We start from the raw sequence: 24,505 nt of genomic DNA, 5'->3' as shown, positions 1-24,505 counted from the left end.
CCTCCAGTCTATATACAGAAGCTGCTATTACTCCATCTATCATTATACTTAGTAAAATGTTTTTTCTCCAATTTTCAGTATATCTTACTGTGATTATTACTCAACTCTTTCTTCGCTCATTAACTCAGAAACTGTTCCAATTTCAAGGTTTTTTTGTTTGATCTGCGTGATTAAGCGATCGAGCGATTTCGCAGTTGCTTCTGTTGGATGCATAAGGACCATTGAGCCATTATTAATTTTTGTCATTACACGATTTATAAGTACATCTGGTGATGGTTTTCTCCAGTCAACCGTATCAACGGTCCACATAACCGTCATCATTTTTAATTCGTTGGCAACTTTTATTGTCTCATCCCGAAAACTGCCACTAGGCGGGGCAAACCAAACACATTTCACTCCTGTAGCTGCTTCTATAATTTCATTCGTTTTCACCATTTGTTCCCTTGCTTTTCCAGCCGTCAATTGTTTCATATCAGGATGAGAATAGGAATGATTCCCCACTTCATGACCAGAACTGACTATCATTTTAGCAAGATCGGGATTTTTTTTGACCCAATTTCCTTCTAAAAAAAAACTAACCTTTATATTATGTCTTTTTAGAGTAGCAAGCATCTCCGATAAATATTCATTCCCCCACGCTACATTAATAATAAACGTTACCATTGGTTTATTAGGGTTTCCTTTATAAATTGGAGCTGGCGGCAAATCTTCGAGGTGAACCTTTGGCTTTTTCTGGGTAAAGACAAGGTTCTTTTCATTAAAAACACCTTTATCTTTCATATGCTTATAGGAAGCTGCAATGTTAACCTCTCGCCCACTATAGCCCGGAATTGCCTTCCAGACCCTATCAATAGTCGCATCTATAGGCGGTATTTCATATGTATGGGCATTTTTAACAATACTTTGATAAAGAGGGTCTGACTCTTTTGCTGTTGGCAGAGCTGATTCCTTTTTTATAAAAGGATTACCCACAGCAATCCAAACTGCTAAACAAATACCAATGAAAATAAATACCTTTTTCATTAACTTTCCCCCTTTCCATACAGATTATGTATAAGAGGGACAAGGTAGAACTTCAGGATACTGTTAGCGGCTGATTCTAATGAACATAGAGCGAATTTATAAAACGATCATACATGGAAAAAGCCAGGGTTTGTCCCCTGACTTCCTTATCGTCTCAGAATAAATGTCCCGAGTCTCTTGTTATTGATTTTCAGCCTTTTCACGCTGTTCCTTTAAAATAGCTTTACGTGAAAGGTTTACACGGCCCTGTTTATCAATTTCGGTTACTTTCACTAGAAGTTCGTCCCCGATCTTAACAACATCCTCCACTTTACCTACACGTTCTTCGGCAAGTTCAGATATATGAACGAGACCATCTTTACCTGCAAAGATTTCCAGGAAGGCTCCAAATTTTTCAATTCGTTTTACCTTACCAAGATACATTTCGCCTACTTGAACTTCACGAACAATATCTTCGATGATTTTCTTTGCCATTTGGTTCATTTCTTGATTTGTAGAGGCAATAAATACTGTACCATCCTGCTCGATATCAATCTTAACGCCAGTTTCCTCAATAATCTTATTGATTTGTTTACCGCTCGGTCCGATAACGTCCCTGATCTTATCAGGGTTAATTGACATAGTTAAAATCTTAGGTGCAAACTGAGAAAGTTCTGCTCTTGGTTCAGTAATAGTAGCAAGCATCGAATCTAAAATGTGCATTCTGCCAACTTTTGCCTGTTGTAGTGCTTCTTCTAAGATTTCACGAGAAAGACCTTCAATCTTAATATCCATTTGAAGTGCAGTGACCCCTTTAGCAGTACCTGCTACTTTAAAATCCATATCCCCAAGATGGTCTTCCATTCCTTGAATATCAGACAAAACAGTATAATGTTCTCCAGATTTTACAAGTCCCATTGCAATTCCTGCTACAGGAGCCTTAATCGGAACACCTGCATCCATCATCGCTAATGTACTAGCACAAATACTTGCCTGCGAAGTGGAACCATTAGATTCAAGTACCTCAGATACAAGTCGAATGGTATATGGGAAATCCTTTTCAGATGGAATAATCGGTTCAAGGGCACGTTCACCAAGGGCACCGTGACCAATTTCACGACGACCAGGTCCTCGGATTGGGCCTGTTTCACCGACACTGAATTGAGGGAAGTTATAATGATGCATAAAGCGCTTTTCTTCCTCAATTCCAAGACCATCAAGAATTTGTACATCACCCATTGCGCCGAGAGTACAAATGCTTAGGGCTTGAGTTTGTCCACGTGTGAAAAGTCCAGAACCGTGGGTACGTGGTAAAATACTTATTTGTGAAGAAAGCGGACGGATTTCATCAATTTTTCGGCCATCAGGACGAACCTTCTCCACTGTTATTAAGCGGCGTACCTCACCTTTTACAATCTTGTCCAGTATTTGCTTTACTTGCTTCATATCTTCATCTGTAGCTTCTTGTTCCACAAATTTGGCAATCACTTGGTTTTTGACTTCTTTAATGGCATCTTCACGGGCATGCTTTTCTTGGACCTGAATGGCTTTTACCATATCAGCTTCGCATATTCCCCTTACTTCTGCCTCAAGTTCCTTATCTATTTCGTAAAGATTGATTTCTCTTTTTGGCTTGCCAATTTCAAGGACAATTTTCTCTTGGAACTCAATTAACCGTTTAATCTCATCATGGCCATACATAATAGCTTCAAGCATAGTTTCTTCAGGAACCTCTAACGCACCTGCTTCTACCATGTTGATTGCATCTTTAGTACCAGCAACAGTTAAATGGATATCACTTTTTTCAGCTTGTTCTACAGTTGGGTTAATAACAAATTCATTGTTAACCCGTCCTACGATCACACCAGCAATCGGTCCTTCAAAAGGAATATCTGATGTACTAAGTGCTAACGAAGATCCGAACATTGCAGCCATTTCAGTAGAACAATCCTGATCCACACTCATGACAATACTAATAACTTGTACATCATTACGAAAGCCATCAGCAAATAGCGGACGAATCGGTCTGTCAATTAGTCTGCTTGCCAAAATTGCCTTTTCACTCGGACGACCCTCGCGTTTAATAAAGCCACCTGGGATTTTTCCGACAGCATATAAACGTTCCTCATAGTTAACTGTTAATGGAAAAAAGTCTAAGTTCTTTGGTTCCTTTGAAGCTGTTGCCGTACTCAATACTGCTGTATCTCCATAGCGTACCAAGACTGCACCGTTTGCTTGCTTTGCTAATTGTCCAATTTCGACAGTTAATTTACGGCCTGCCCAAACCATGGAATATTCATGTTTCAATTGTTCCATATTTTTACCCCTCTCTATCTAAATCACTTAGGAGGATGATGCGAAAATTTTCACTTTCGCTGTACTCATCATACTAAATCTAACTATTATTAAAAAGCTTAGAAAGCTATTGTTTAAATGCGAAATCACCTTAATAGTATGCACAAAAAAGTCATGACTTAAAAATATGTATAAAAAATTCTTTATTTTCTTTTCCTCTTTTTAAAGCTAATAAAAAAGCGGGAATAATCCCGCTTCTGTAAACTAACGACGTAGACCAAGCTTATTAATTAACACACGGTAACGTTGAACATCTTTGTTACGTAGGAATGTTAAAAGATTACGACGTTTACCAACCATTTTCAAAAGACCGCGACGTGAGTGGTGATCTTTTTTATGAGTACGTAAGTGCTCATTCAAATTGTTGATTGATTCTGTAAGGACAGCGATTTGAACTTCTGCAGATCCAGTGTCGCTTTCATGAGTTTTAAACTCATTGATAAGTTCATTTTTACGTTCTTGAGTGATTGCCATCCGGATTCACCTCCTAAATTTTACAAATCCCCTGTTACCGAGCAAGCGTTGGTGATTCGTCTTGCCAAGTAGAGGTTATTTTTAATACGTTAATAAGAATACAACTTTTCACATCAAAAAGCAAGGCTATAACGAAGTTTATTGTAGGAAAAACGCCTTTTATAAGTGAGAATGTGGAAGATTGTCTTGTTTTTTAAAATAATCTAGTGAATTTTGCTTATCTCTTTCAATTTGTGCAACGAGCTCTTCAATCCCTGAAAATTTTTGTTCCTTACGTAAGGGAAGATGCCACTCGATGACCACTTCTTCACCATAGATATCTTTATTAAAGTCAAATAAATGAACTTCAACAGAAGGATGTAAGGCTTCCTTATTAAAGGTGGGTTTATAACCAATATTACAAACTCCATTGTACCATTGGGTTTCAACTTTCATTCTTACTGCATATACACCAGTCGGCGGGATCATGTAATCGTCATTTAAGTCAACATTCGCCGTTGGAAAGCCAATCGTCCTGCCTCGTTTATCACCATGAATGACTATGCCCGATGTTGTATAAAATCGTCCAAGAAGTGATAAAAGCGCGTCTGTTTTTCCTTCTTTAAGCAAGGTTCTAATTCTAGTTGAACTAACCTTTTGATCACCTTGTGTAAACTTTGGAACGACCGAATAAGAAAATTGATTTCTTGAATGGAAGGGTAATGTTTCCATCGTCCCCTTTCCCATACGCCCATAGGTAAAATCAAAACCAGCAACTACGTGCATTACGTTTAGTCTAATAACATATTGATCAATGAATTCCTGAGGAAGCAAATTGGCAAATTCAGAAGTAAAGTTAATGATAAATAAATAATCAATACCAAGTTCTTCGATAATTTTTATTTTTTCAGATAATGGAGTAATATATTGTATCTGCTGTTCCGTTTTTCCTAATACTACCGAAGGATGGGGGTCAAATGTCATGACCGCACTGCAAATCCCTTTTTCTTCAGCATGCTTTTTAGCCTCAAGAATTACCTGTTGATGGCCACGGTGCACTCCATCAAAGTAGCCCATTGCCATTGTTAGGAGCGGAAATTCAACATTTGTTATATCGTATGGAAATCTAAGCTTAATTACTTCCAATGAAACTCACCTTTTCTATACCGTACCTTTTTCTTCTAAATCATTACGTAACACTTTAACTGGTTTAAAGAGGTCTGGCTTGCTTGGATGTTTTGAATAAATAGCAAGAGCTAGTCCTTCAGCAGTTTCAGTGACAATCGGTCCGTTACTAGATTTTAAATGCTCTGGCATTTGTAATAATGCGCCATTTTTCACTTTCTCTGCTACTTTATCATTAATTAGTAATTTCGGCAAATGAGAAAGTGCTGTTTCTAAAGGCCTTAGTACACTTGAAATTGTCCCAGCCTCCATATGTTTTTCAATTTCATCAAACGTCAAACAATCCTCTAATGAAAAAGCAGCAGATTGAACTCTTTGTAAAAAGGACATATGTGCAGGGAAGCCCAGAATTTCACCAATCATTACCGCTAAGGTCCGGATGTACGTCCCTTTACTGCAACTGACCTTAAACCTAAACTGTACAGTTTCACCGATAAATTCATCACGGTCATCTAATAATTCAATGGAATAAATCGTTACCTTTCTAGTGGGACGTTCGACTTCTATACCCTTCCGTGCATATTCATAAAGACGAACTCCTCCCACTTTTACTGCCGAGAACATAGGCGGTGTTTGTTCAATTTCACCGGTTATTGAATGAAAAACTTGGAGAATCTCTTCTCGTCGAATGGTCCGATCCACTGGTTTCTGCTCCACTATTTCACCAGAAGCATCTTCAGTAGTAGTCGAAAAACCAATTGTTACTTCTCCCTCATACGATTTACCAGCATCGGTTATGTATTCAGCAACTTTTGTTGCTTTCCCTATACAAATTGGAAGCACTCCTGTTACGTCTGGATCAAGAGTACCCGTATGCCCTACCTTTTTTGTTTTTAAAATCTTCCGCAATCTAAACACACAATCATGGGATGTCAAACCCGCAGGCTTATATAACGGTATTATTCCTTCCAATTAAAATCCTCCAATCAAAAAATTATCGAAAAAAAAGGATAGACAATGTCTATCCAATTATTCTTCTTCACTTTTTTCTAAAGGCTTTTCATCCTTATGCAGTTGATGAAGAAGTGTATCAATTCGATTCCCGTAATCGATAGATTCATCCCATTCAAAGATGATTTCAGGTGTTTTACGAAGGCGAATACGGTGGCCAATTTCGGTCCGAATAAAACCTTTTGCTTTGGCCAGCCCTTTTAAGGTATTTTCCCTTTGCTCTTCATCACCTAATACGGAAATATACACTTTCGCCTGTTGTAAATCTCCTGTTACTTCAACGTCGGTAACCGTCACAAAACCAATACGTGGATCTTTGATTTTGCGACCTATGATGTCACCTAGTTCTTTTTTCATTTGTTCTCCAACACGATTTGCTCTGTGGCTCATCACATTCACCTCTTAACTTAAAGCCATTCAATCTCGGTGATCGTTCTCTCTATTTCTGGAAATGAGTCGATTAATTTCAAAGCATTTTGCAACTCATGTTCCGTCGATACACGCGTGGAAGTTACGACAACTATGGCAATTTTCGTTCGTTGCCACATATCCTGAAAGCCAACTTCTGATACAGAAACATTAAATTTCTGTTTTAAGCGTGTAAGGATTCGTTGAAGGACAGCCCGTTTCTCTTTTAAAGAATGAGCATCATAGATCATACATTCACATTCGGCCACACCGATGATCATTTACGTTCAATTTCTTCCATTACATATGCTTCAATGATGTCTCCTTCTTTAACATCATTAAAGTTTTTAATTGTAATACCACATTCGTAACCTTGGGCAACTTCTTTTACATCATCTTTAAATCGTTTTAACGCATCAATATTACCTTCAAAAGTGACAACACCGTTACGAATTAAACGAATACCGCTGTCGCGGGTAATTTTACCATCCGTTACATATGAACCAGCAATTGTTCCTACCTTTGAAACTTTAAAGGTTTGACGGATTTCTGCTTGACCAATTATTTTTTCTTGGAATTCAGGATCAAGCATACCTTTCATTGCTGCTTCAATCTCTTCAATCACTTTATAAATTATACGATGAAGACGGACGTCAACTTTCTCCGCTTCTGCTGCACGTTTCGCATTTACATCAGGGCGAACGTTAAAACCGATGACGATGGCATTAGATGCAGCAGCAAGACTAATATCCGACTCATTAATCGCTCCAGCACCGCTATGAATAATTTTGATGTTAACACCTTCAACATCTATTTTTTGAAGAGAAGCGGCAACGGCTTCAGCAGACCCTTGTACGTCCGCTTTAAGGATGATGTTTAAATCCTTCATTTCACCTTGCTTTAATTGATCAAAAAGCGTTTCTAGACTAACAATGGATTTTTCACCACGTTGGGCTACCAGTGCTGTTTGAGCTCGTGATTCTCCAACTTGACGTGCAGTTTTTTCGTCTTCAAATACAACGAAACGATCTCCAGCTTGTGGCACGTCATTAAGTCCAGTTATTTCAACAGGAGTTGAAGGACCTGCCTCTTTGACACGGCGTCCTTTGTCATTCACCATTGCACGGACACGGCCAAAGGTATGACCAACAACAATTGGATCACCAATTTTTAGTGTACCGTTTTGTACTAGTAAGGTTGCAACGGATCCACGACCTTTATCTAATTGTGCTTCGATAACAGTACCAACAGCTTTGCGATTTGGATTCGCTTTATATTCTTCTACTTCACTAACGAGTAATATCATTTCTAGAAGGGTGTCAATGCCTTCTCCCGTTTTTGCAGAAAGTGGTACAAAGATAGTATCTCCACCCCATGCTTCTGATACTAATCCATGTTCAGTCAACTCTTGCATTACACGGTCAGCATTTGCAGCTTCTTTATCCATTTTATTAACTGCTACAATAATTGGAACCTCGGCAGCTTTTGCATGGTTAATCGCTTCAACAGTTTGCGGCATAACACCATCATCTGCAGCTACTACTAGGATGGTAATATCAGTTATTTTAGCACCACGTGCACGCATTGTCGTAAAGGCAGCGTGTCCTGGTGTATCAAGGAAGGTAATCTTTTTCCCGTTTTCAACCACTTGATAGGCACCAATATGCTGGGTAATTCCCCCCGCTTCACCCTCTGTAACCTTTGTGTTACGGATGGAATCTAGCAAGGTTGTTTTACCGTGGTCAACGTGACCCATTATTGTTACAACAGAAGGTCTTTCCTCTTGAGAATCATCTGAATCTTCAGTAAAGTATACTTCAAGATCTGTTGTATCTACTTTAATTTCTTCTTCCACTTCAACCCCATATTCGCTTGCAATCAATTCAATCGCATCTTTATCTAAGACTTGATTAATTGTGGCCATGACACCTAATAAAAAGAGCTTTTTAATAATCTCTGAAGGCTCACGGTAAATTTTCTTTGCTAATTCGCCCACAGTTAGAGATTCACTGAAAGTAATTTTCGCTGGAAGCTCCTTCTCTTTTTTCTTCTGTGGCTGGGCTTGTTGAACTGGCGTATGAGTTTTTTTCTTATTTTTATTATTATTATTACGATTTTGATTATTATTATAAGGCTTGGCTTTAGCTTTATCAGCATTGCTGAAAACCTTATTTTCTTTGGATTGATATTCCTGGTTTTGCTTTTTGCCTTCGACCGTCTTTGGAGGAGAAACAACTTTTACCTTGCTAGGAGCGGCATTTTTATCAGCTGCTTCTTCAAATGCTTTAGGAGTTTTCGTCTGAACTTGCGGCCTTTGCGTTGACTGTGCAGGTCTTTGGTTTTGACGCTGCGTTTGAGTTGGACGAGAGTTTGTTCGTTGTTGCTGCTGTCCATTTTGTTTATTCTCTGTGTTTTGCTGTGGAGACTTGTTATCCTTTTTACTGAATGTTTCGTCAAGCTTTTTAACTTCTGCGTCTTCTATTGTTGCCATATGATTAGAGACCTCTATATTCATTTCTTTTAGTTTTGTGATGATATCTTTACTTGAAATGTTGTGTTTTTTTGCATATTCATATACACGTATTTTACTCATCTTTTCACCCCCGCTAGATTTAATCGAGCAACGTTACCATTTTTTTGGCAAATCCATCATCCAGTACAGCTACAACAACGCGGGCTTCCTTACCAATCGCTTGGCCAAGAAGATGACGATTTTCCACAATTTTATATGGAACCTCATACGAATTACACTTATCAGTAATCTTTTTTGTCGTATTTGCAGAAGCATCTGCGGATAATAAAATGAGATGCGCCTTTCCGCTTTGAATCTGCTTCACGGTAAGCTCCTCACCTGATATGATTTTGCGTGCTCGATTGGCCAAGCCAAGCAATGACATCCATTGATTTTGTTTCATTTGGATTGTCAATTCTCCTTCTCTATAAGCTCAAGTAGCTCTTCGTATAACGAATCATTTATAGAAACCTGTAAGTGATTAGATAGGGTATTTTTTTTCTTGGCAAGTAAGACAGCTTCCTTGTCCCTTGAAAGGTAGGCACCCCTTCCGGATTTCTTCCCCGTCAGGTCGATGGATACCTCCCCTTCCTTTGAGCGAACGATGCGAACAAGTTCTTTTTTCGGTTTCATATCACCGGTTGCAACACACTTGCGCATAGGAACTTTTTTCTGATTGTTCATTCATCATTCACCTCACTTTTTAGTCCAACTCTTCTTCATAATCGAAATCAGTATCAACTTGATCATCAAAAAGCCTAATGGTTTCTTCACGTGGATAAATTCCAATCTCACGTGCTTCAGTTTCTGATTTAATATCAATTTTCCAGCCTGTTAGTTTTGCTGCTAGGCGGGCATTTTGTCCTCGTTTCCCGATTGCTAATGAAAGCTGATAATCAGGAACAACAACTGTTGTTGCTTTTTCATTCTCGTTAACCATAACATCTAATACTTTTGAGGGACTAAGTGAGTTTGCCACAAACACTACTGGGTCCGCTGACCACTTAACAATATCGATTTTTTCACCCTTTAATTCATTAACAACAGCTTGAACCCTCGCACCCTTAGGTCCAACACAAGACCCAACTGGATCTACCTCATTATTATCCGAGTGGACAGAAATCTTCGAGCGATCCCCTGCCTCACGGGCAACTGACTTAATCTCAACGGTTCCATCATAAATTTCAGGAACTTCAATTTCAAACAAACGTTTTAAGAGACCAGGATGTGTCCGAGATACGAATATTTGCGGCCCCTTGGTGGTCTTTTCAACTTTTGTAATAAATACTTTAATTCGATCATGAGGCTTATAACGTTCATTTGGCATTTGCTCGTTTACAGGTAATAATGCCTCGATTTTCCCAAGACTTACATAAATGAATTTAGAATCGAGTCTTTGAACAATACCAGTCATAATATCTTCTTCACGGTCAATAAATTCCGAATAAATAATTCCGCGTTCAGCTTCTCTTACACGTTGAGTAACCACTTGCTTGGCAGTTTGAGCTGCAATCCGCCCAAAGTCCTTGGGTGTAACTTCCATTTCAACAATATCTTCAACTTGGTAATTTGGTGTGATTTGTCTCGCATCCTCTAAGGAAATTTCGAGACGAGGGTCAAATACTTGATCGACCACTTCTTTTCTAGCAAAAACGCGCATTGATCCTGTCTGTAAATTTAAATCAATCCGAACATTCTGGGCTTGATTAAAATTTCGGCGATATGCCGAAACAAGAGCTGCTTCGATCGCTTCAATTAAAACATCTCTGGAAATACCTTTTTCTCTTTCCAGTATTGTAAGAGCATCTAATAATTCGCTGCTCATCTTTTTGTATCCCCCTATCCTTTATCTATAATTTCATTACGAAAAAGTAACAGCTAATCGCGCGTTGGCTACTTTTTCATAGGGAATTTCAATTGTCTTCTTCCGGGTTTTAATCTTCATTTCGATTTTTAAATGTTGACCATCAAATTCTAATAATGTCCCTTCGAAGCTTTTCTCCCCATCAATCGGTTCATAAGTTTTGATAAAGACACTTTTACCTATTGCCTTTTGGAAATCTTTATCTTTTCTCAATGGACGCTCTGCTCCAGGTGAAGAAACTTCAAGAAAGTAGTTATGGGGAATCGGATCAAGCTCATCGAGTTTTTCGCTGAGTTTTTCGCTAACGAGTCCGCAATCCTCAATATCAACACCGTTGTCTTTATCGATATATACGCGAAGAAACCAGCTTTTCCCTTCCTTCACATACTCAATTTCCACTAATTCCAAACCAAGCTCTTGAAAAATAGGCGTAGCAAGCTCTTCTACAACTTCCGTTACCTTGCTCATGCTTTACCTCCTTTTCCGAAAATTTCACCCATATTGTATGTAGTTCACGGAGAGTTTTATCAAGTTACTAAGAAAAAAGATTTATACAAAAACGAAAGAGCGGGTTTCCCCACTCTTGATCACGAGAGTATTTCTTAGTATTTCCAATAAAACTATACCATAACCAACATTTTAATGCAAATAGCGCCCAAAAGCGGAAGCGCCTTGATCAGGGGCGACCAGCATAAGACAAGCGCTGACAGAAGGCGCTTTTTGCCTTCCGAAGCGATTGGCTTATGACTCGAGCCCGTAGGCGCTGGAGATAGAAGATAATCCAAGTTAAAACAGAGAAAGCTGGTTTTGCTCTGGAAGGGATGATAGGCACCCTTGTTTGTCTAAATATTCAAGGATAGTCTTAGATACCTTTCCTCGTTGCTGTAAATCTTCTTTGGATAAAAATTCTCCTGATTCCCTTGCCTTGACAATATTATAGGCCGCATTCGTTCCTAAGCCTGGAATCGAATTAAACGGCGGTATTAAGGTATTGCCTTCAATGATGAATTCAGATGATGAAGATTTATATAAATCGTAGTTCTGGAAAACAAAGCCCCTTTCAGTCATTTCAAGTGCTAGTTCCAAAACCGTTAATAAGTTTTTTTCTTTGTTTGATGCTTCTAGGCCTTTTGCATTTATTTCTTCTATTTTTGCACGTATCGATTCTGAACCGCGCGACATTGCTTCAATGTCAAAGTCTTCCGCGCGGACAGTAAAATAAGCGGCGTAATAAAGGAGCGGCAGATGTACCTTGAAATATGCAATTCTAACTGCCATAAGTACATATGCAGCAGCATGGGCCTTTGGGAACATGTATTTAATCTTCTTACAAGAGTCGATATACCATTCTGGAACTTCGTTTTTCCGCATCTCTGCTTCCATTTCTTCACTTAAGCCTTTACCCTTACGAACTGATTCCATAATTTTAAAAGCAAAGGATGGGTCCAGTCCCTGATAAATTAGGTAGACCATGATATCATCACGACAGCCAATAACTTCACTAAGATTACATGTTTGATTATGGATTAATTCTTGGGCATTCCCAAGCCATACATCGGTACCATGTGATAACCCCGATATTTGAACAAGTTCAGAGAACGTTGTTGGTTTCGTATCCTCAAGCATTTGCCGAACGAATCGAGTTCCAAACTCTGGAATACCAAGTGTTCCAGTTTTACACATGATCTGCTTTTCAGTTACGCCTAATGACTCGGTCCCGCTGAAGATTTTCATGACTTCAGGATCATCTGTAGGGATTGTTTTCGGATCCATTCCGCTCAGGTCCTGAAGCATCCTAATAACGGTCGGGTCATCATGTCCGAGGATATCTAGCTTTAGGACATTATCATGGATGGAATGGAAATCGAAATGTGTTGTCTTCCATTCTGAATTTCTATCATCTGCCGGGAATTGAATCGGTGAAAAATCATAAACATCCATGTAATCAGGTATAACAATAATACCACCTGGATGTTGACCCGTTGTTCTTTTAACACCTGTACAGCCTGAAGCAAGGCGTTCTACTTCGGCACCACGCAGTTGTAGATTGTTATCCTGTTGATATGCTTTAACATATCCAAAAGCGGTCTTGTCTGCGACTGTACCAATCGTCCCAGCGCGGAATACATTATCCTCACCAAACAGGACCTTTGTATAATTATGGGCCTTCGGCTGGTATTCACCAGAGAAGTTTAAATCGATATCAGGAACTTTGTCCCCTTTAAAGCCAAGAAACGTTTCGAACGGAATATCGTGCCCATCCTTATGGTATTTTCCACCACATTGTGGACAATCCTTATCAGGTAAATCAAAGCCTGAACCGACAGAACCATCATTAAAAAACTCTGAATGCTTACAGGTTGGACACACATAATGAGGTGGTAGTGGATTTACCTCGGTAATTTCTGTCATTGTAGCTACAAGTGATGAACCCACAGATCCCCTTGAACCTACAAGGTAACCATCATCCAAGGACTTTTTAACAAGCTTATGAGAAATCAAATAAATTACGGCAAATCCATGCCCAATAATACTTTTCAATTCCTTTTCTAACCTGGCTTCCACTATTTCCGGCAAGTTGTCACCGTAAATTCTCCGCGCCATTGCATAACTCATTTCACGCATTTCTTCATCGGCGCCTTCAATTTTCGGTGTATACAAATCGTCTTTAATTGGTTTAATGACTTCAATCATATCCGCAATTTTATTCGTGTTAGTTACAACAATTTCTTTTGCTTTCTCTTTTCCTAAAAATGAAAAAGCATCAAGCATTTCATTAGTTGTCCTAAAGTGAACATCGGGAAGTTCATGGCGATTTAGCGGGTTAGCTCCACCCTGGGAATTAATTAATATTTTTCGATAAATTTTATCATTTTCATTAAGGTAATGGACATTTCCAGTTGCAACAACTGGCAATTCTAATTTATCACCAAGCGTAATGATTTTCGCAATAATATCTTCCATTGCTTTTTCATCGCTCACCAATTCCATTTCAATCAACGGTGCATTTACTTCTTTCGGCATGACTTCAAGATAATCATAAAAACGGGCAGCGCCTTCCACTTCCTCTGGGGATTTTTGCATCATTCCTTCAAATACCTCACCTTTATTACAACCGGAGCCAACTAAAATCCCTTCTCTGTATTTTTGCAAAACAGATCTTGGTAATCTAGGAACTCGATAAAAATATTCAAGGTGTGATATAGATACGAGTTTAAAAAGGTTTTTTAATCCCGCTTGTGTTTGGGCTAAAAGTGTACAGTGATAAGGACGTGCCCGTTGGTAGGCATTTCCTTTCCCCATATTATCATTGAACTGGTCATGGTATTCAATTCCTTTTTCGAGGGAATCCTTTAACATTTTCAATAGGAGATAACCGGTTGCCTCTGCATCATAAATGGCGCGGTGATGTTGGGTTAATTCAATATCAAACTTCTTAGTTAGTGTATTTAAACGATGGTTTTTCATCTCTGGATAGAGAAATCGTCCAAGTTCAAGTGTATCAATAACAGGATTCTTTGCCTTTTCAAAGCCTATTTTTCTATATCCGACATTGAGGAAACCCATATCAAAGGAAGCATTATGGGCTACAAGAATAGCATCACCAGCCCATTCACTAAAATTCCGAAGAACTACCTCAATTTCTGGGGCGGTTTGGACCATATCATCGGTAATTCCAGTGAGGTTGATCGTTGTTGCCGATAAACGGTGATGAGGATTGGCAAAGGATTCGAAGCGGTCAATGATTTCACCGTCATGTATTTTCACAGCAGCAAGCTCAATAATTGTATTGTACACCGCTGATAGTCCCGTAGTTTCAACGTCAAATACAACATAGGTATCCTCAGCTAGTTGACGATGTGCATCATTATAGGCAATTGGCACCCCATCATCCACTAAATTTACTTCAACCCCATAGAGAATTTTAATATCATTTTTCTTCCCAGCACCATACGCTTCAGGGAATGATTGTGCAACCGCGTGATCGGTTACTGCAATTGCTTTATGTCCCCATTTTTTTGCCTGTGCAATCAGTGCGCTAACAGGTGTGACTGCATCCATTTGGCTCATTGGTGTATGAAGATGGAGTTCTACACGTTTCTGATCTTCGGGTGCAGTATCCTTTCGGCCAACAGGCTTAATTTCATTAATATCATTTCCAATCATCACGAGGTCACGAACAAAGGTATCATTCTGAATGCTGCCTCGAACTTTTACCCACATTCCTTTTTTGACAAGCTGGAACAGGGCTGCATCCTCTTTATCGCGTGAAAACATTTTTACCATAATAGAGCTTGTGTAATCAGTTATTTTGAAGGTCAGCAGGGAACGGCCGCTCCTGAGTTCACGTATTTCCGCATCAAAGATAAACCCTTCTACAGCTATTCGTCTTTCTTCATCAACAATATCAATCAGACTTCGGAAGTCATTATTATCCTTAATGGTAAGTCCAATAGTAAGCGGTCCAGATGGAAGATCACCAGATGCCTGATCCTTTTCAGCTTCTTTTCTCTGCAATTCAACCATTGCTTGAAGTCCGCGTTCTTGATCTTCCTTTTGCTTTGCAAGAAGAAATTGTTGATATTCTTCATTTTTCTCGTTACTTTTTATTACTGTCTCAATCGATAAATTGGGAAATCCAAATGATTGATAGATCTTAGCGATCGTCTCGCCATATTTCCGCTTTAGTGCTTGTCCCTCAGTATCATTACGAACTGAAATTGTAAGCTTATTACCGTTCACTTCGGGAAGTTGTTCATGTAATAGTTTTAAAAGCGGCGGAGCAATTCCATCAATTTGCTGAATGCTATAACTCCAATAATCTCGTAATAATTCCGGTGAAATAATTTGATTTGTTACATTTATATGGAAGGAAATCGTTGCAATGTTTGAAAATGTCCGTTCAAGCTGTGACGTAAACATTACATAAACATTATAGGGAAGTATATTTTCAAATAAAAATTGAAAATGCCACTTTCTAGCTTTTTTTTCCACTAATAACCTTTCAATTTGCGCATTATTGAAATGCACTACAACAGCATCCTCGATCAATTGCAGCTGCTGGAGCAAGAGTTGGAATCGCTCTTTTTTGCCTAGGGCATGTTCGCTCATCGTTCTCTCTCCCATCTATTAAATATCGCTTTTTTTATCTCGTCAAAAAGTAATTATATCATATGACTCAAAATGATTCGGCTTTATTCGACAGAAAAATTTCTCCATTTTAGTTAAATAGTTTTCTTTAAAAATAAGAATAGGGACCGTATTTAACGGCCCCCAAAATAAATTAAAGATTACATACTACAAGAAAAACCTTTGAATGTCATTCCAAGTTACAACAAGCATGAGCAGCATTAAGAGGGCGAATCCTATAAAATGAACCATACCTTCCTTTTGACGGTCAATCGGCTTGCCTCTAACAGCTTCGACAGCAAAAAACATTAATCTTCCACCGTCAAGAGCGGGAATAGGTAATAAGTTCATAATACCTAAGTTAATGCTTAAAATCCCTGCCCATTTCATTAAATAATAAATACCCGATTTAGCTACAGAATCTGTTGCTTGGTAAATACCAACAGGACCAGAAAGTGCATCAATTGAAAATTGGCCAGTGACTAATTTACCAACCATTACAAAAATCTGTTTCGTCCAAAAATAGGTTTCTGTGAAACCTGCCTTAATTGCTTGAATAGGAGACTTTTCAACAGGACTATAAACACCAATAAGCCCAATTTTCTTTCCTTCAACCGTTTTTTCAATTGGGGTTACTGTGATATCTAAATCCTTTTTGTCACGGAGAATAGAAAAGTCGAGCTTTTCATTTGGATTTTTCCGAATGACCTCCACTACATCAGACCAACTCGAAATTTCTGAACCATTAATCGTCTGGATGAGATCACCTTTTTTAAGACCAGCAGCCATCGCTGCCCCATCAGGAGTTATTTCACCTAACTTAGGTTCATTCGTAGGTACCCCCTGTATAAAAGCAATAATAATAAATAAAATGAATGCAAGTACAAAATTCATCATCGGACCAGCAAAAATAGCCATCGTTCTTTGTCCTAATGTTTTTGATCCGAATTGACGATCAATTGGAGCAATCTGTGACTCGATTCCATTTTCCACGATGACTGCTTTTGGGTCAATGATAAAGGTTTTTAATACTTCATCTTCATCTTCAGGAAATCCTTTAATAACTAAATCCTTTTCGATATCGGCATATTCCACTTCTACGATCCGACAATTAGGAAACTTCTCTTTATTATTTAAGATGATTTTATTTACTTTTTCATCCTTATCTAACAACAAGCCAATACGATAACCAGGCTTTATTTCAATCATTTCCGGATCTTCGCCAGCCATGCGCACAAATCCACCAATCGGAAGTAACCGAATGGTATATGTTGTCTCCGCTCTTTTATGGGAAAATACTTTTGGGCCAAAACCAATTGCAAATTCACGGCATAAAATACCAGCCCTTTTTGCGAAAATCAAATGACCTAATTCATGAAAGAATACGAGTGCGCCAAAAATCACTATAAAGGCAATAACTGTAGTCAAAATAAAACCACCTTTTTTTTCAGGATAAGAGAGATTCTTTTACTTGCGCTTCCGTTTTTCTTACAGGAGTGAATGAACATATTCTCTTGTTTCTTTGTCTATTTCTTGGATTGAAGTTAGGCTAGGGTGTTCCGTGATTTGATGGGCGGTTAGGGCTTTCTCAATCAAATCTTCAATCTGCAAGAACCTAATTTTCCCTTCTAGAAAAGCTGCCACGGCCACTTCATTCGCTGCATTCAATACCGTTGGCATCGATCCACCTTTTTTCCCAGCCTCATAAGCAAAACCAAGACAGCGGAATCTCGCGGCATCCATTTCCTCGAAATGCAATTTCCCAATCCTTGCCAGATCCAAACGTTTTGATGAAGGCAATGGCAAACGATCAGGATAGGTGAGCGCATATTGAATTGGCACTCTCATATCTGGCGTTCCAAGCTGAGCAATGATACTGCTATCGTGAAACTCAATCATTGAATGGATGATGCTTTCTTTATGAAGCAGTACATCAATTTTTTCATATGGCATATTGAAAAGCCAATGAGCTTCAATTACTTCTAAACCTTTGTTCATCATTGATGCCGAATCAATTGTGATTTTTGCCCCCATCGTCCAATTTGGATGGTTTAGTGCTTGCTCCACGGTAACATTTTTCAATTCTTGCCTGGAGAGGTCACGAAAGCTCCCGCCGGAAGCAGTTAGAATTAATCTTTCAATGTTTTTCTCCTTTTCCCCCTGCAAAGCTTGAAAAATGGCAGAATGTTCACTATCGACCGGAAGGAGTGGTACATTATTTCTTTTAGCCGCATCCATAACTAAATGACCTGCAGTAACCAGTGTTTCTTTATTGGCAATCGCGATTATCTTCCCACATTCAATCGCTTGTAAAGTCGGGTTTAACCCCACACTGCCAAGAACTGCGTTGACAAGAATATCGGCTTTTTCATAAACTGCTGTCTCGATTAGTCCTTCCTGACCAAAAGTGAATTTAATATTAGGAAATTCTGCTTTTAATGTATTACAGTCATGATAGTCTTGTACAGAAACAAGCTCAGGCTGAAATTCAACAATCATTTTTCGAGCCAAATCGATATTTTTACCCACAGAAAAGGCTGCTAATTTAAATTCAGATGGATGCTCACGGATAATATCTAAGGTTTGGGTTCCTATCGATCCGGTTGCACCCAATAAGCTAATGGTTTTCAATAAAAAGTCAACTCCTAAATGTGAAGCGCACGCGCTCTATAACCAAAGGTGAAAAAAATGTAACAAGGGCCAAACAAATAATAGGCTGTCAAATCGATCAAGAATTCCACCATGACCTGGCAAGATTGTACCAGAATCTTTGACATTAAAATGACGCTTAAAGGCTGATTCAACTAAGTCACCAATTTGTCCAAAAACGGAAAGGACGATTGTAATTCCCATTAATGTTAATAGACCGACGTTAATGTTTGAGAGGAGAACAAAGATGACAGCCACAACAACTGCACAGGCGATTCCGCCAATCGACCCTTCAACTGTCTTATTCGGGCTAATTTCGGGCCATAGCTTTGTTTTACCAAGAGCTTTTCCAATAAAATAAGCACCTGAATCAGTAGCCCAAATCATAAATAAAGAATATAAAATATAGACAAGTCCCCCATCCTGCCTCGTTTCAAAGAAAAAGTAAAAGCCAATACCTACATAAATGGCTGATAGGATAGAAAAAGAAACGTCTTCAAATGTAAATTGATTTTTGGTAATAACGGTGTAAGTTAATAACAAAAGAACTAATGCAATACATATCTCTATTTTTGAATAATAAAAGGAATCTAATATGGGATAATATTTTTCGGGAAAGAGCAACACCCACAGAAATAAAAGTGCTAACACACCATTAACCGAAAAAATAGTAAGTTTTTTCATTTTTAATAACTCATACAATCCGATCGTCGCTAAAAAGTAGGTTAATATTACAAGTGGAAATCCACCATAATAGACAATTGGTAAAAATAGTGCAGCTGCAACGACTCCTGTAATGATTCTTTGCTTCATCTAATATTTCATCACCTTTGTTGTTCTATATGCCACCAAACCGACGCTGTCGATTCTGGAACGTTTCAATTGCTTCAAGTAAATGTTCTTCATTAAAGTCTGGCCATAAGACATCTGTAAACCAAAACTCTGAGTAAGCCAACTGCCAAAGCATAAAGTTACTCAAGCGGATTTCACCACTAGTTCGGATTAAAAGATCTGGGTCTGTAAAATTAGCAGTCATTAAGTAGGAAGAAAAGACTTTTTCGTCTAACTCCGTCTCGTTTAGTTTACCACTTTTGCTGTCATTTAAGACTTGCTTCACAGCATCAAGAATCTCAGCCCTGCTCCCGTAATTTAATGCAAAGTTTAATACTAATCCATCATTATTTTTTGTTTCTTCTATAGCTTTTTCTATTGCACGCAGTGTATGTACTGGAAGTTGATTTTTATAGCCCATCATTTTCACTTGAACATTTTCCTCAATTAAATCTGGCAAAAATGTTCCTAAAAATTCATCAGGCAGACTCATAATATATTCGACTTCATTTTTTGGCCTTTTCCAATTCTCAGTTGAAAATGCATACAATGTTAAGGTTTTAATGCCGAGCTTATTTGCTAATTTCGTTGTTTTCCGAACAACCTTCATGCCCTCATGGTGACCAGCAATACGTGGTAATGCCCGTTTCTTAGCCCAACGTCCGTTGCCATCCATAATAATCGCCACATGCTCAGGAACAGGCGATTTTTTTATTTCCTCTATTTTATTTCGGAGTGTGGAAGTGTTATTTCGGTTCTTCCCAAGCCTTAATTTATTAAACATAACATTGCTCCTCCAATTAGTTAATCATTTCCTCCGAAAATTAAATCATATATCAATTCCATTGAAGCATGTGTGTTGTTATGTAATGGACATTTCGGGGTAGCATGTTTTTATCATACCAAAAAAGCAAAAAGATATCTCTAATATTTAACTTATGTAAAAAAACAGAGATTAAGAATAATGTTCAGACAACTTTCAGGGAACAATCAAAAATCCCCAAAATACATAATAAAATAGTGAAAAACCCCCTAAACAGAGGGTTCTTATTTATTAATTAGACTTCCAAAATTTCCTTTTCTTTGTCTTTTGTAATTTGATCAACTTTACTAATATATTCGTCGGTAAGTTTTTGGATATCCTCCGAATGACCGCGAAGACTATCCTCAGTAATATCACCATTCTTCTCTAGCTTCTTCAATTCGTCATTACCATCTCGACGGATATTACGGATAGCTACCTTCGCTTCTTCTGATTCCTTTTTGACTAATTTTACTAACTCCTTGCGGCGCTCCTCAGTCAATTGTGGAATAGCAAGGCGGATTACCATACCGTCGTTGGTAGGATTTAATCCTAAATCAGATTTAAGAATTGCTTTTTCAATATCCCCAAGGGTGGATTTATCATATGGTTGAATAACAATAAGCCTAGCTTCAGGTGTTGAAATTCCAGCCATTTGGTTGACAGGTGTTGGTGCACCATAATAATCAATTGTAATTCTGTCCAATAACGAAGCGCTTGCTCTCCCCGCACGGATGCTGGCAAGCTCACGCGAATATGACTGAATGGCTTTTGTCATACGATCTTTAATGGTAGAGATGACTTGTTTTGGCATTAATGTTTCCCCCTAACAATTGTTCCTATTTTTTCCCCCATAACGGCTCGTTTAATATTCCCCTGCTCCATAATCGAGAAAACAATCAATGGAATATCATTGTCCATGCATAAGGAGGAGGCAGTAGAGTCCATAACTGCTAATCCTTCTTTAAGAACATCTAAGAAAGACAAATCTTCATATTTAGTAGCACTTGCATCTAATCGAGGGTCTGCAGAATACACTCCATCGACATTATTCTTCGCCATTAAGATTACTTCAGCATCGATTTCCGCTGCTCGGAGTGCAGCGGTTGTATCCGTTGAGAAATATGGATTTCCTGTACCCGCCGCAAAAATGACTACCCGTTTTTTTTCTAAATGCCTAATTGCACGGCGTCGAATATAAGGCTCTGCCACCTGGCGCATTTCAATAGAGGTTTGCACCCGTGATTCAATTCCTAAGTGCTCCAAACTATCTTGCAGTGCTAAAGAATTCATAACCGTTGCAAGCATCCCCATATAATCGGCAGTTGCCCGGTCCATACCCATTTCACTGCCAATTTTTCCGCGCCAAATGTTACCGCCACCGACAACGACAGCAACTTCTACACCAAGCTCTGCTATTTCTTTAACTTGAATGGCAATCGATTTGATCACAGAAGGTTTAATTCCAAAGCTCGATTCACCTGCAAGTGCTTCTCCGCTCAACTTTAATACTACGCGTTTGTACTTAGGACCGCTCATATAAACCTCCATTTATGTAATTAATTCTTTTTAAAAAAGGGAACACACCGTGTCCCCTATTTAAAAACCTATTTCATTAACATTCCCTTAAAACTATTTTGTTTTAATGCTAGAGAATAGTTTTTGATTATTTTTTGATTTGATTCATAACTTCTTCAGCAAAGTTATCTTCGCGTTTTTCGATACCTTCTCCGACTTCGTAACGGACGAACTCACGGATTGTAGCACCCTTAGATTCAACAAACTGACGTACTTTTTGATCAGGGTTTTTAACGAAAGTTTGATCAAGTACACAAACATCTTCAAAATATTTTCCAAGACGGCCTTCAACCATTTTTTCAACGATTTTTGCAGGCTTGCCTTCGTTAAGTGCTTGTTGTGTTAATACTTGACGCTCATGCTCAACTTCTTCTTGAGAAACTTCGTCACGAGAAACATACTTTGGTTTTAGTGCTGCGATATGCATTGAAACATCCTTCGCAGCATCCGCATCTGTTGTACCTTCAAGTACTGATAAAACAGAAATGCGGCCACCCATATGAATATATGCACCGAAAGCATCATTGTCTGTTTTTGATGTAACAGAATAGCGGCGAAGTGTTAATTTTTCACCAATCTTAGCAATAGAAGCATTGATATGATCTGCAACAGTAGCGCCATTCTCCATCGTTTGAGTAGATGCTTCTTCAACAGTTGCTGGCTTGTTCTTTAGAAGATGTGCAGCTAGATCTTTTACAAGAGCTTGGAACGCTTCATTCTTCGCAACAAAGTCAGTTTCAGAGTTTACTTCTAGAATAACTGCATCGTTACCTTCAGTTACAACATATGTTAAACCTTCTGCAGCAATACGGTCACCCTTCTTAGCAGCTGATGCAATCCCTTTTTCGCGTAAGAAATCAATTGCTTTGTCCATATCTCCATCAGTTTCAGTTAGTGCTTTTTTACAATCCAACATACCTGCACCAGTTTTTTCACGTAGTTCTTTAACCATTTGAGCAGTAATTGCCATAATGTAAATTCCTCCTTTATTTTACTATGTATCCATATCTTAGCCAATGACAGCTATTCTAAAACTTTCCAATAAAAACCTTCTTTAAAAAAAGGTGATAAAGGGTCTCCCTCTTATCACCTTTTGATTTAATTAAGCCTGAACTTGTACTTCTTCACCTTGTTTAGCTTCAAGGATAGCATCTGCCATTTTACCTGTTAAAAGCTTAACCGCACGAATCGCATCGTCATTCGCAGGAATAACTACATCGATTTCGTCTGGATCACAGTTTGTATCAACAATACCTACGATAGGAATGTTCAATTTCTTAGCTTCTGCAACCGCGATACGCTCTTTACGAGGGTCAATAATGAAAAGTGCATCTGGAAGTTGTTTCATATCTTTGATACCGCCTAAGAATTTCTCTAGACGCTCTTGTTGTTTCTTTAATTGAACAACCTCTTTTTTAGGTAATACTTCAAAAGTTCCGTCTTCAGACATTCTTTCGATATCTTTTAAGCGGCCAATACGCTTTTGAATTGTTTCAAAGTTTGTTAAAGTACCACCTAACCAACGTTGGTTAACATAGTACATACCAGAACGGCCCGCTTCTTCTTTAACAGAATCTTGAGCTTGTTTTTTTGTACCAACAAAAAGAACTGTTCCGCCGTTACCAGCAAGTTCCTTTACCCAGTTATAAGCTTCTTCAACTTTTTTAACTGTTTTTTGAAGGTCAATGATATAGATACCGTTACGCTCTGTGAAGATATATTTCTTCATTTTAGGGTTCCAACGGCGAGTTTGGTGTCCAAAGTGTACACCAGCTTCAAGCAATTGCTTCATAGAAATGACTGACATGATTTTTCCTCCTAATGGTTTGTTTTCCTCCGCTCACCTCATCTTTAAACAGAAACTGTTATGAACAGCACCATCTGATTAAATCAATGAGCGTGTGTATTAACACCATGAAATAATATAGCATATGTAATAATAACAATCAAGCATTTGTTTAATAAAAAACAAAATCCCCAGTTAGCTGGGGATTAGTTATGATTAATTAGATCTTAATTTATCAAGTTCCATCAGAAACTTATCATTTAAAACTTTGATATATGTTCCTTTCATCCCTAGTGAACGTGATTCAATTACCCCTGCACTTTCAAGTTTTCTTAGTGCGTTAACGATAACAGAACGAGTAATACCAACACGATCAGCTATTTTCGAAGCAACCAATAAGCCTTCACGGCCATTTAATTCTTCAAAGATATGTTCAATCGCTTCAAGTTCACTATATGATAATGAACTAATAGCCATTTGAACCACTGCTTTGCTTCTAGCTTCTTCTTCAATTTCTTCAGACTTTTCTCGTAAAATCTCCATACCTACAACTGTTGCACCATATTCTGCAAGGATTAGATCATCATCGTGGAACTTTTCTTGTAATCTTGCAAGAATTAACGTGCCAAGGCGTTCCCCGCCGCCAATAATTGGAACAATCGTAGTTAAACCTTCTTTAAATAAATCTCTGTTTTCTACTGGAAAAGCAGTATATTGGCTTTCAACATCAAGATTTGATGAGGTTTCTTGAATATTAAATAAACCATTTGTATATTCCTCAGGGAATTGACGATCCTCAAACATCTTTTTCATTCTTTCATTTTCAATTTGCTGATAAATTGAAAAACCAAGTAGTTTCCCGCGACGGCTGACAATGTACACATTTGCTTCAATTGTTTCACTCAATGTCTCGGACATTTCCTTAAAGTTAACCGGTTTTCCTGCTGCCTTTTGCAATAATACGTTAATCCTTCTAGTTTTTGTAAGTAAATCCATCTG

General features: G+C 38.4%; 22 protein-coding genes. All 22 read right to left on the bottom strand.

The features are described 5' to 3' along the window. Positions 1 to 96: 96 nt before the first annotated feature. Positions 97 to 1,023 (bottom strand): polysaccharide deacetylase family protein, encoded by a 927-nt coding sequence (locus CCK98_RS09735; protein WP_088086398.1) that lies wholly within the window; start codon positions 1,021 to 1,023, stop codon positions 97 to 99. Positions 1,024 to 1,203: 180 nt separating this feature from the next. Further along, the gene (gene pnp / locus CCK98_RS09730) at positions 1,204 to 3,318 is read right to left on the bottom strand and encodes a polyribonucleotide nucleotidyltransferase (protein WP_088086397.1); all 2,115 of its coding nucleotides are present in this window, start codon (positions 3,316 to 3,318) and stop codon (positions 1,204 to 1,206) included. A gap of 243 nt (positions 3,319 to 3,561) precedes the next feature. Further along, positions 3,562 to 3,831, bottom strand: coding sequence for a 30S ribosomal protein S15 (gene rpsO, locus CCK98_RS09725; RefSeq protein WP_026566475.1), 270 nt, complete (start codon positions 3,829 to 3,831; stop codon positions 3,562 to 3,564). A gap of 159 nt (positions 3,832 to 3,990) precedes the next feature. After that, a complete protein-coding gene (ribF, locus tag CCK98_RS09720) occupies positions 3,991 to 4,956 on the bottom strand; it encodes a bifunctional riboflavin kinase/FAD synthetase (RefSeq protein WP_088086396.1) in 966 nt (321 codons plus the stop codon). Positions 4,957 to 4,971: 15 nt separating this feature from the next. After that, positions 4,972 to 5,907: a tRNA pseudouridine(55) synthase TruB gene (gene truB / locus CCK98_RS09715; protein WP_088086395.1), complete on the bottom strand. Its 936-nt coding sequence runs from the start codon at positions 5,905 to 5,907 to the stop codon at positions 4,972 to 4,974. Positions 5,908 to 5,964: 57 nt separating this feature from the next. Further along, positions 5,965 to 6,336: a 30S ribosome-binding factor RbfA gene (rbfA, locus tag CCK98_RS09710; protein ID WP_088086394.1), complete on the bottom strand. Its 372-nt coding sequence runs from the start codon at positions 6,334 to 6,336 to the stop codon at positions 5,965 to 5,967. A gap of 17 nt (positions 6,337 to 6,353) precedes the next feature. Continuing rightward, a complete protein-coding gene (locus CCK98_RS09705) occupies positions 6,354 to 6,635 on the bottom strand; it encodes a DUF503 domain-containing protein (RefSeq protein WP_088086393.1) in 282 nt (93 codons plus the stop codon). Further along, positions 6,632 to 8,947: a translation initiation factor IF-2 gene (infB, locus tag CCK98_RS09700; protein WP_088086392.1), complete on the bottom strand. Its 2,316-nt coding sequence runs from the start codon at positions 8,945 to 8,947 to the stop codon at positions 6,632 to 6,634. Before infB ends, CCK98_RS09705 begins: the two co-directional genes overlap by 4 nt. 19 nt (positions 8,948 to 8,966) lie before the next feature. Then, positions 8,967 to 9,269, bottom strand: coding sequence for a YlxQ family RNA-binding protein (locus CCK98_RS09695; RefSeq protein ID WP_088086391.1), 303 nt, complete (start codon positions 9,267 to 9,269; stop codon positions 8,967 to 8,969). 8 nt (positions 9,270 to 9,277) lie between these two features. Then, the gene (gene rnpM, locus CCK98_RS09690; RefSeq protein WP_088086390.1) at positions 9,278 to 9,550 is read right to left on the bottom strand and encodes an RNase P modulator RnpM; all 273 of its coding nucleotides are present in this window, start codon (positions 9,548 to 9,550) and stop codon (positions 9,278 to 9,280) included. A 19-nt stretch (positions 9,551 to 9,569) separates the two neighbouring features. Then, a complete protein-coding gene (gene nusA / locus CCK98_RS09685) occupies positions 9,570 to 10,691 on the bottom strand; it encodes a transcription termination factor NusA (RefSeq protein ID WP_088086389.1) in 1,122 nt (373 codons plus the stop codon). Positions 10,692 to 10,727: 36 nt separating this feature from the next. Continuing rightward, positions 10,728 to 11,198 carry a ribosome maturation factor RimP gene (gene rimP, locus CCK98_RS09680; RefSeq protein WP_088086388.1) on the bottom strand — a complete coding sequence of 157 codons (471 nt, stop codon included), beginning with the start codon at positions 11,196 to 11,198 and terminating at the stop codon, positions 10,728 to 10,730. Between the two features lie 318 nt (positions 11,199 to 11,516). Then, complete coding sequence (locus CCK98_RS09675; protein WP_088086387.1) at positions 11,517 to 15,842, bottom strand: PolC-type DNA polymerase III; 4,326 nt, start codon at positions 15,840 to 15,842, stop codon at positions 11,517 to 11,519. Positions 15,843 to 16,028: 186 nt separating this feature from the next. Next, positions 16,029 to 17,288: an RIP metalloprotease RseP gene (rseP, locus tag CCK98_RS09670; protein WP_088086386.1), complete on the bottom strand. Its 1,260-nt coding sequence runs from the start codon at positions 17,286 to 17,288 to the stop codon at positions 16,029 to 16,031. Between the two features lie 60 nt (positions 17,289 to 17,348). After that, on the bottom strand, positions 17,349 to 18,491 hold the full coding sequence (dxr, locus tag CCK98_RS09665; RefSeq protein WP_088086385.1) for a 1-deoxy-D-xylulose-5-phosphate reductoisomerase: 1,143 nt from the start codon (positions 18,489 to 18,491) through the stop codon (positions 17,349 to 17,351). A gap of 36 nt (positions 18,492 to 18,527) precedes the next feature. Next, positions 18,528 to 19,322 carry a phosphatidate cytidylyltransferase gene (locus CCK98_RS09660; RefSeq protein ID WP_088086384.1) on the bottom strand — a complete coding sequence of 265 codons (795 nt, stop codon included), beginning with the start codon at positions 19,320 to 19,322 and terminating at the stop codon, positions 18,528 to 18,530. Between the two features lie 25 nt (positions 19,323 to 19,347). Beyond that, positions 19,348 to 20,124, bottom strand: coding sequence for an isoprenyl transferase (locus CCK98_RS09655; protein WP_088086383.1), 777 nt, complete (start codon positions 20,122 to 20,124; stop codon positions 19,348 to 19,350). 274 nt (positions 20,125 to 20,398) lie between these two features. Further along, on the bottom strand, positions 20,399 to 20,956 hold the full coding sequence (frr, locus tag CCK98_RS09650) for a ribosome recycling factor (RefSeq protein WP_088086382.1): 558 nt from the start codon (positions 20,954 to 20,956) through the stop codon (positions 20,399 to 20,401). After that, positions 20,956 to 21,681, bottom strand: a complete 726-nt coding sequence (pyrH, locus tag CCK98_RS09645; protein ID WP_088086381.1) for a UMP kinase — start codon at positions 21,679 to 21,681, stop codon at positions 20,956 to 20,958. The genes frr and pyrH overlap by 1 nt, the downstream gene beginning before the upstream one ends. Positions 21,682 to 21,808: 127 nt before the next feature. Then, entirely contained in the window at positions 21,809 to 22,690 is an 882-nt protein-coding gene (gene tsf / locus CCK98_RS09640; protein ID WP_088086380.1) for a translation elongation factor Ts, read from the bottom strand. Positions 22,691 to 22,822: 132 nt separating this feature from the next. Continuing rightward, entirely contained in the window at positions 22,823 to 23,527 is a 705-nt protein-coding gene (gene rpsB, locus CCK98_RS09635; RefSeq protein ID WP_088086379.1) for a 30S ribosomal protein S2, read from the bottom strand. Positions 23,528 to 23,722: 195 nt separating this feature from the next. After that, the gene (codY, locus tag CCK98_RS09630; RefSeq protein WP_088086378.1) at positions 23,723 to 24,502 is read right to left on the bottom strand and encodes a GTP-sensing pleiotropic transcriptional regulator CodY; all 780 of its coding nucleotides are present in this window, start codon (positions 24,500 to 24,502) and stop codon (positions 23,723 to 23,725) included. Positions 24,503 to 24,505: the final 3 nt, after the last annotated feature.

It is taken from the genome of Bacillus sp. OV166 (assembly GCF_900177675.1).
Classification (GTDB): domain Bacteria; phylum Bacillota; class Bacilli; order Bacillales; family Cytobacillaceae; genus Neobacillus.
This window is presented reverse-complemented; position numbering and strand designations above follow the sequence as displayed.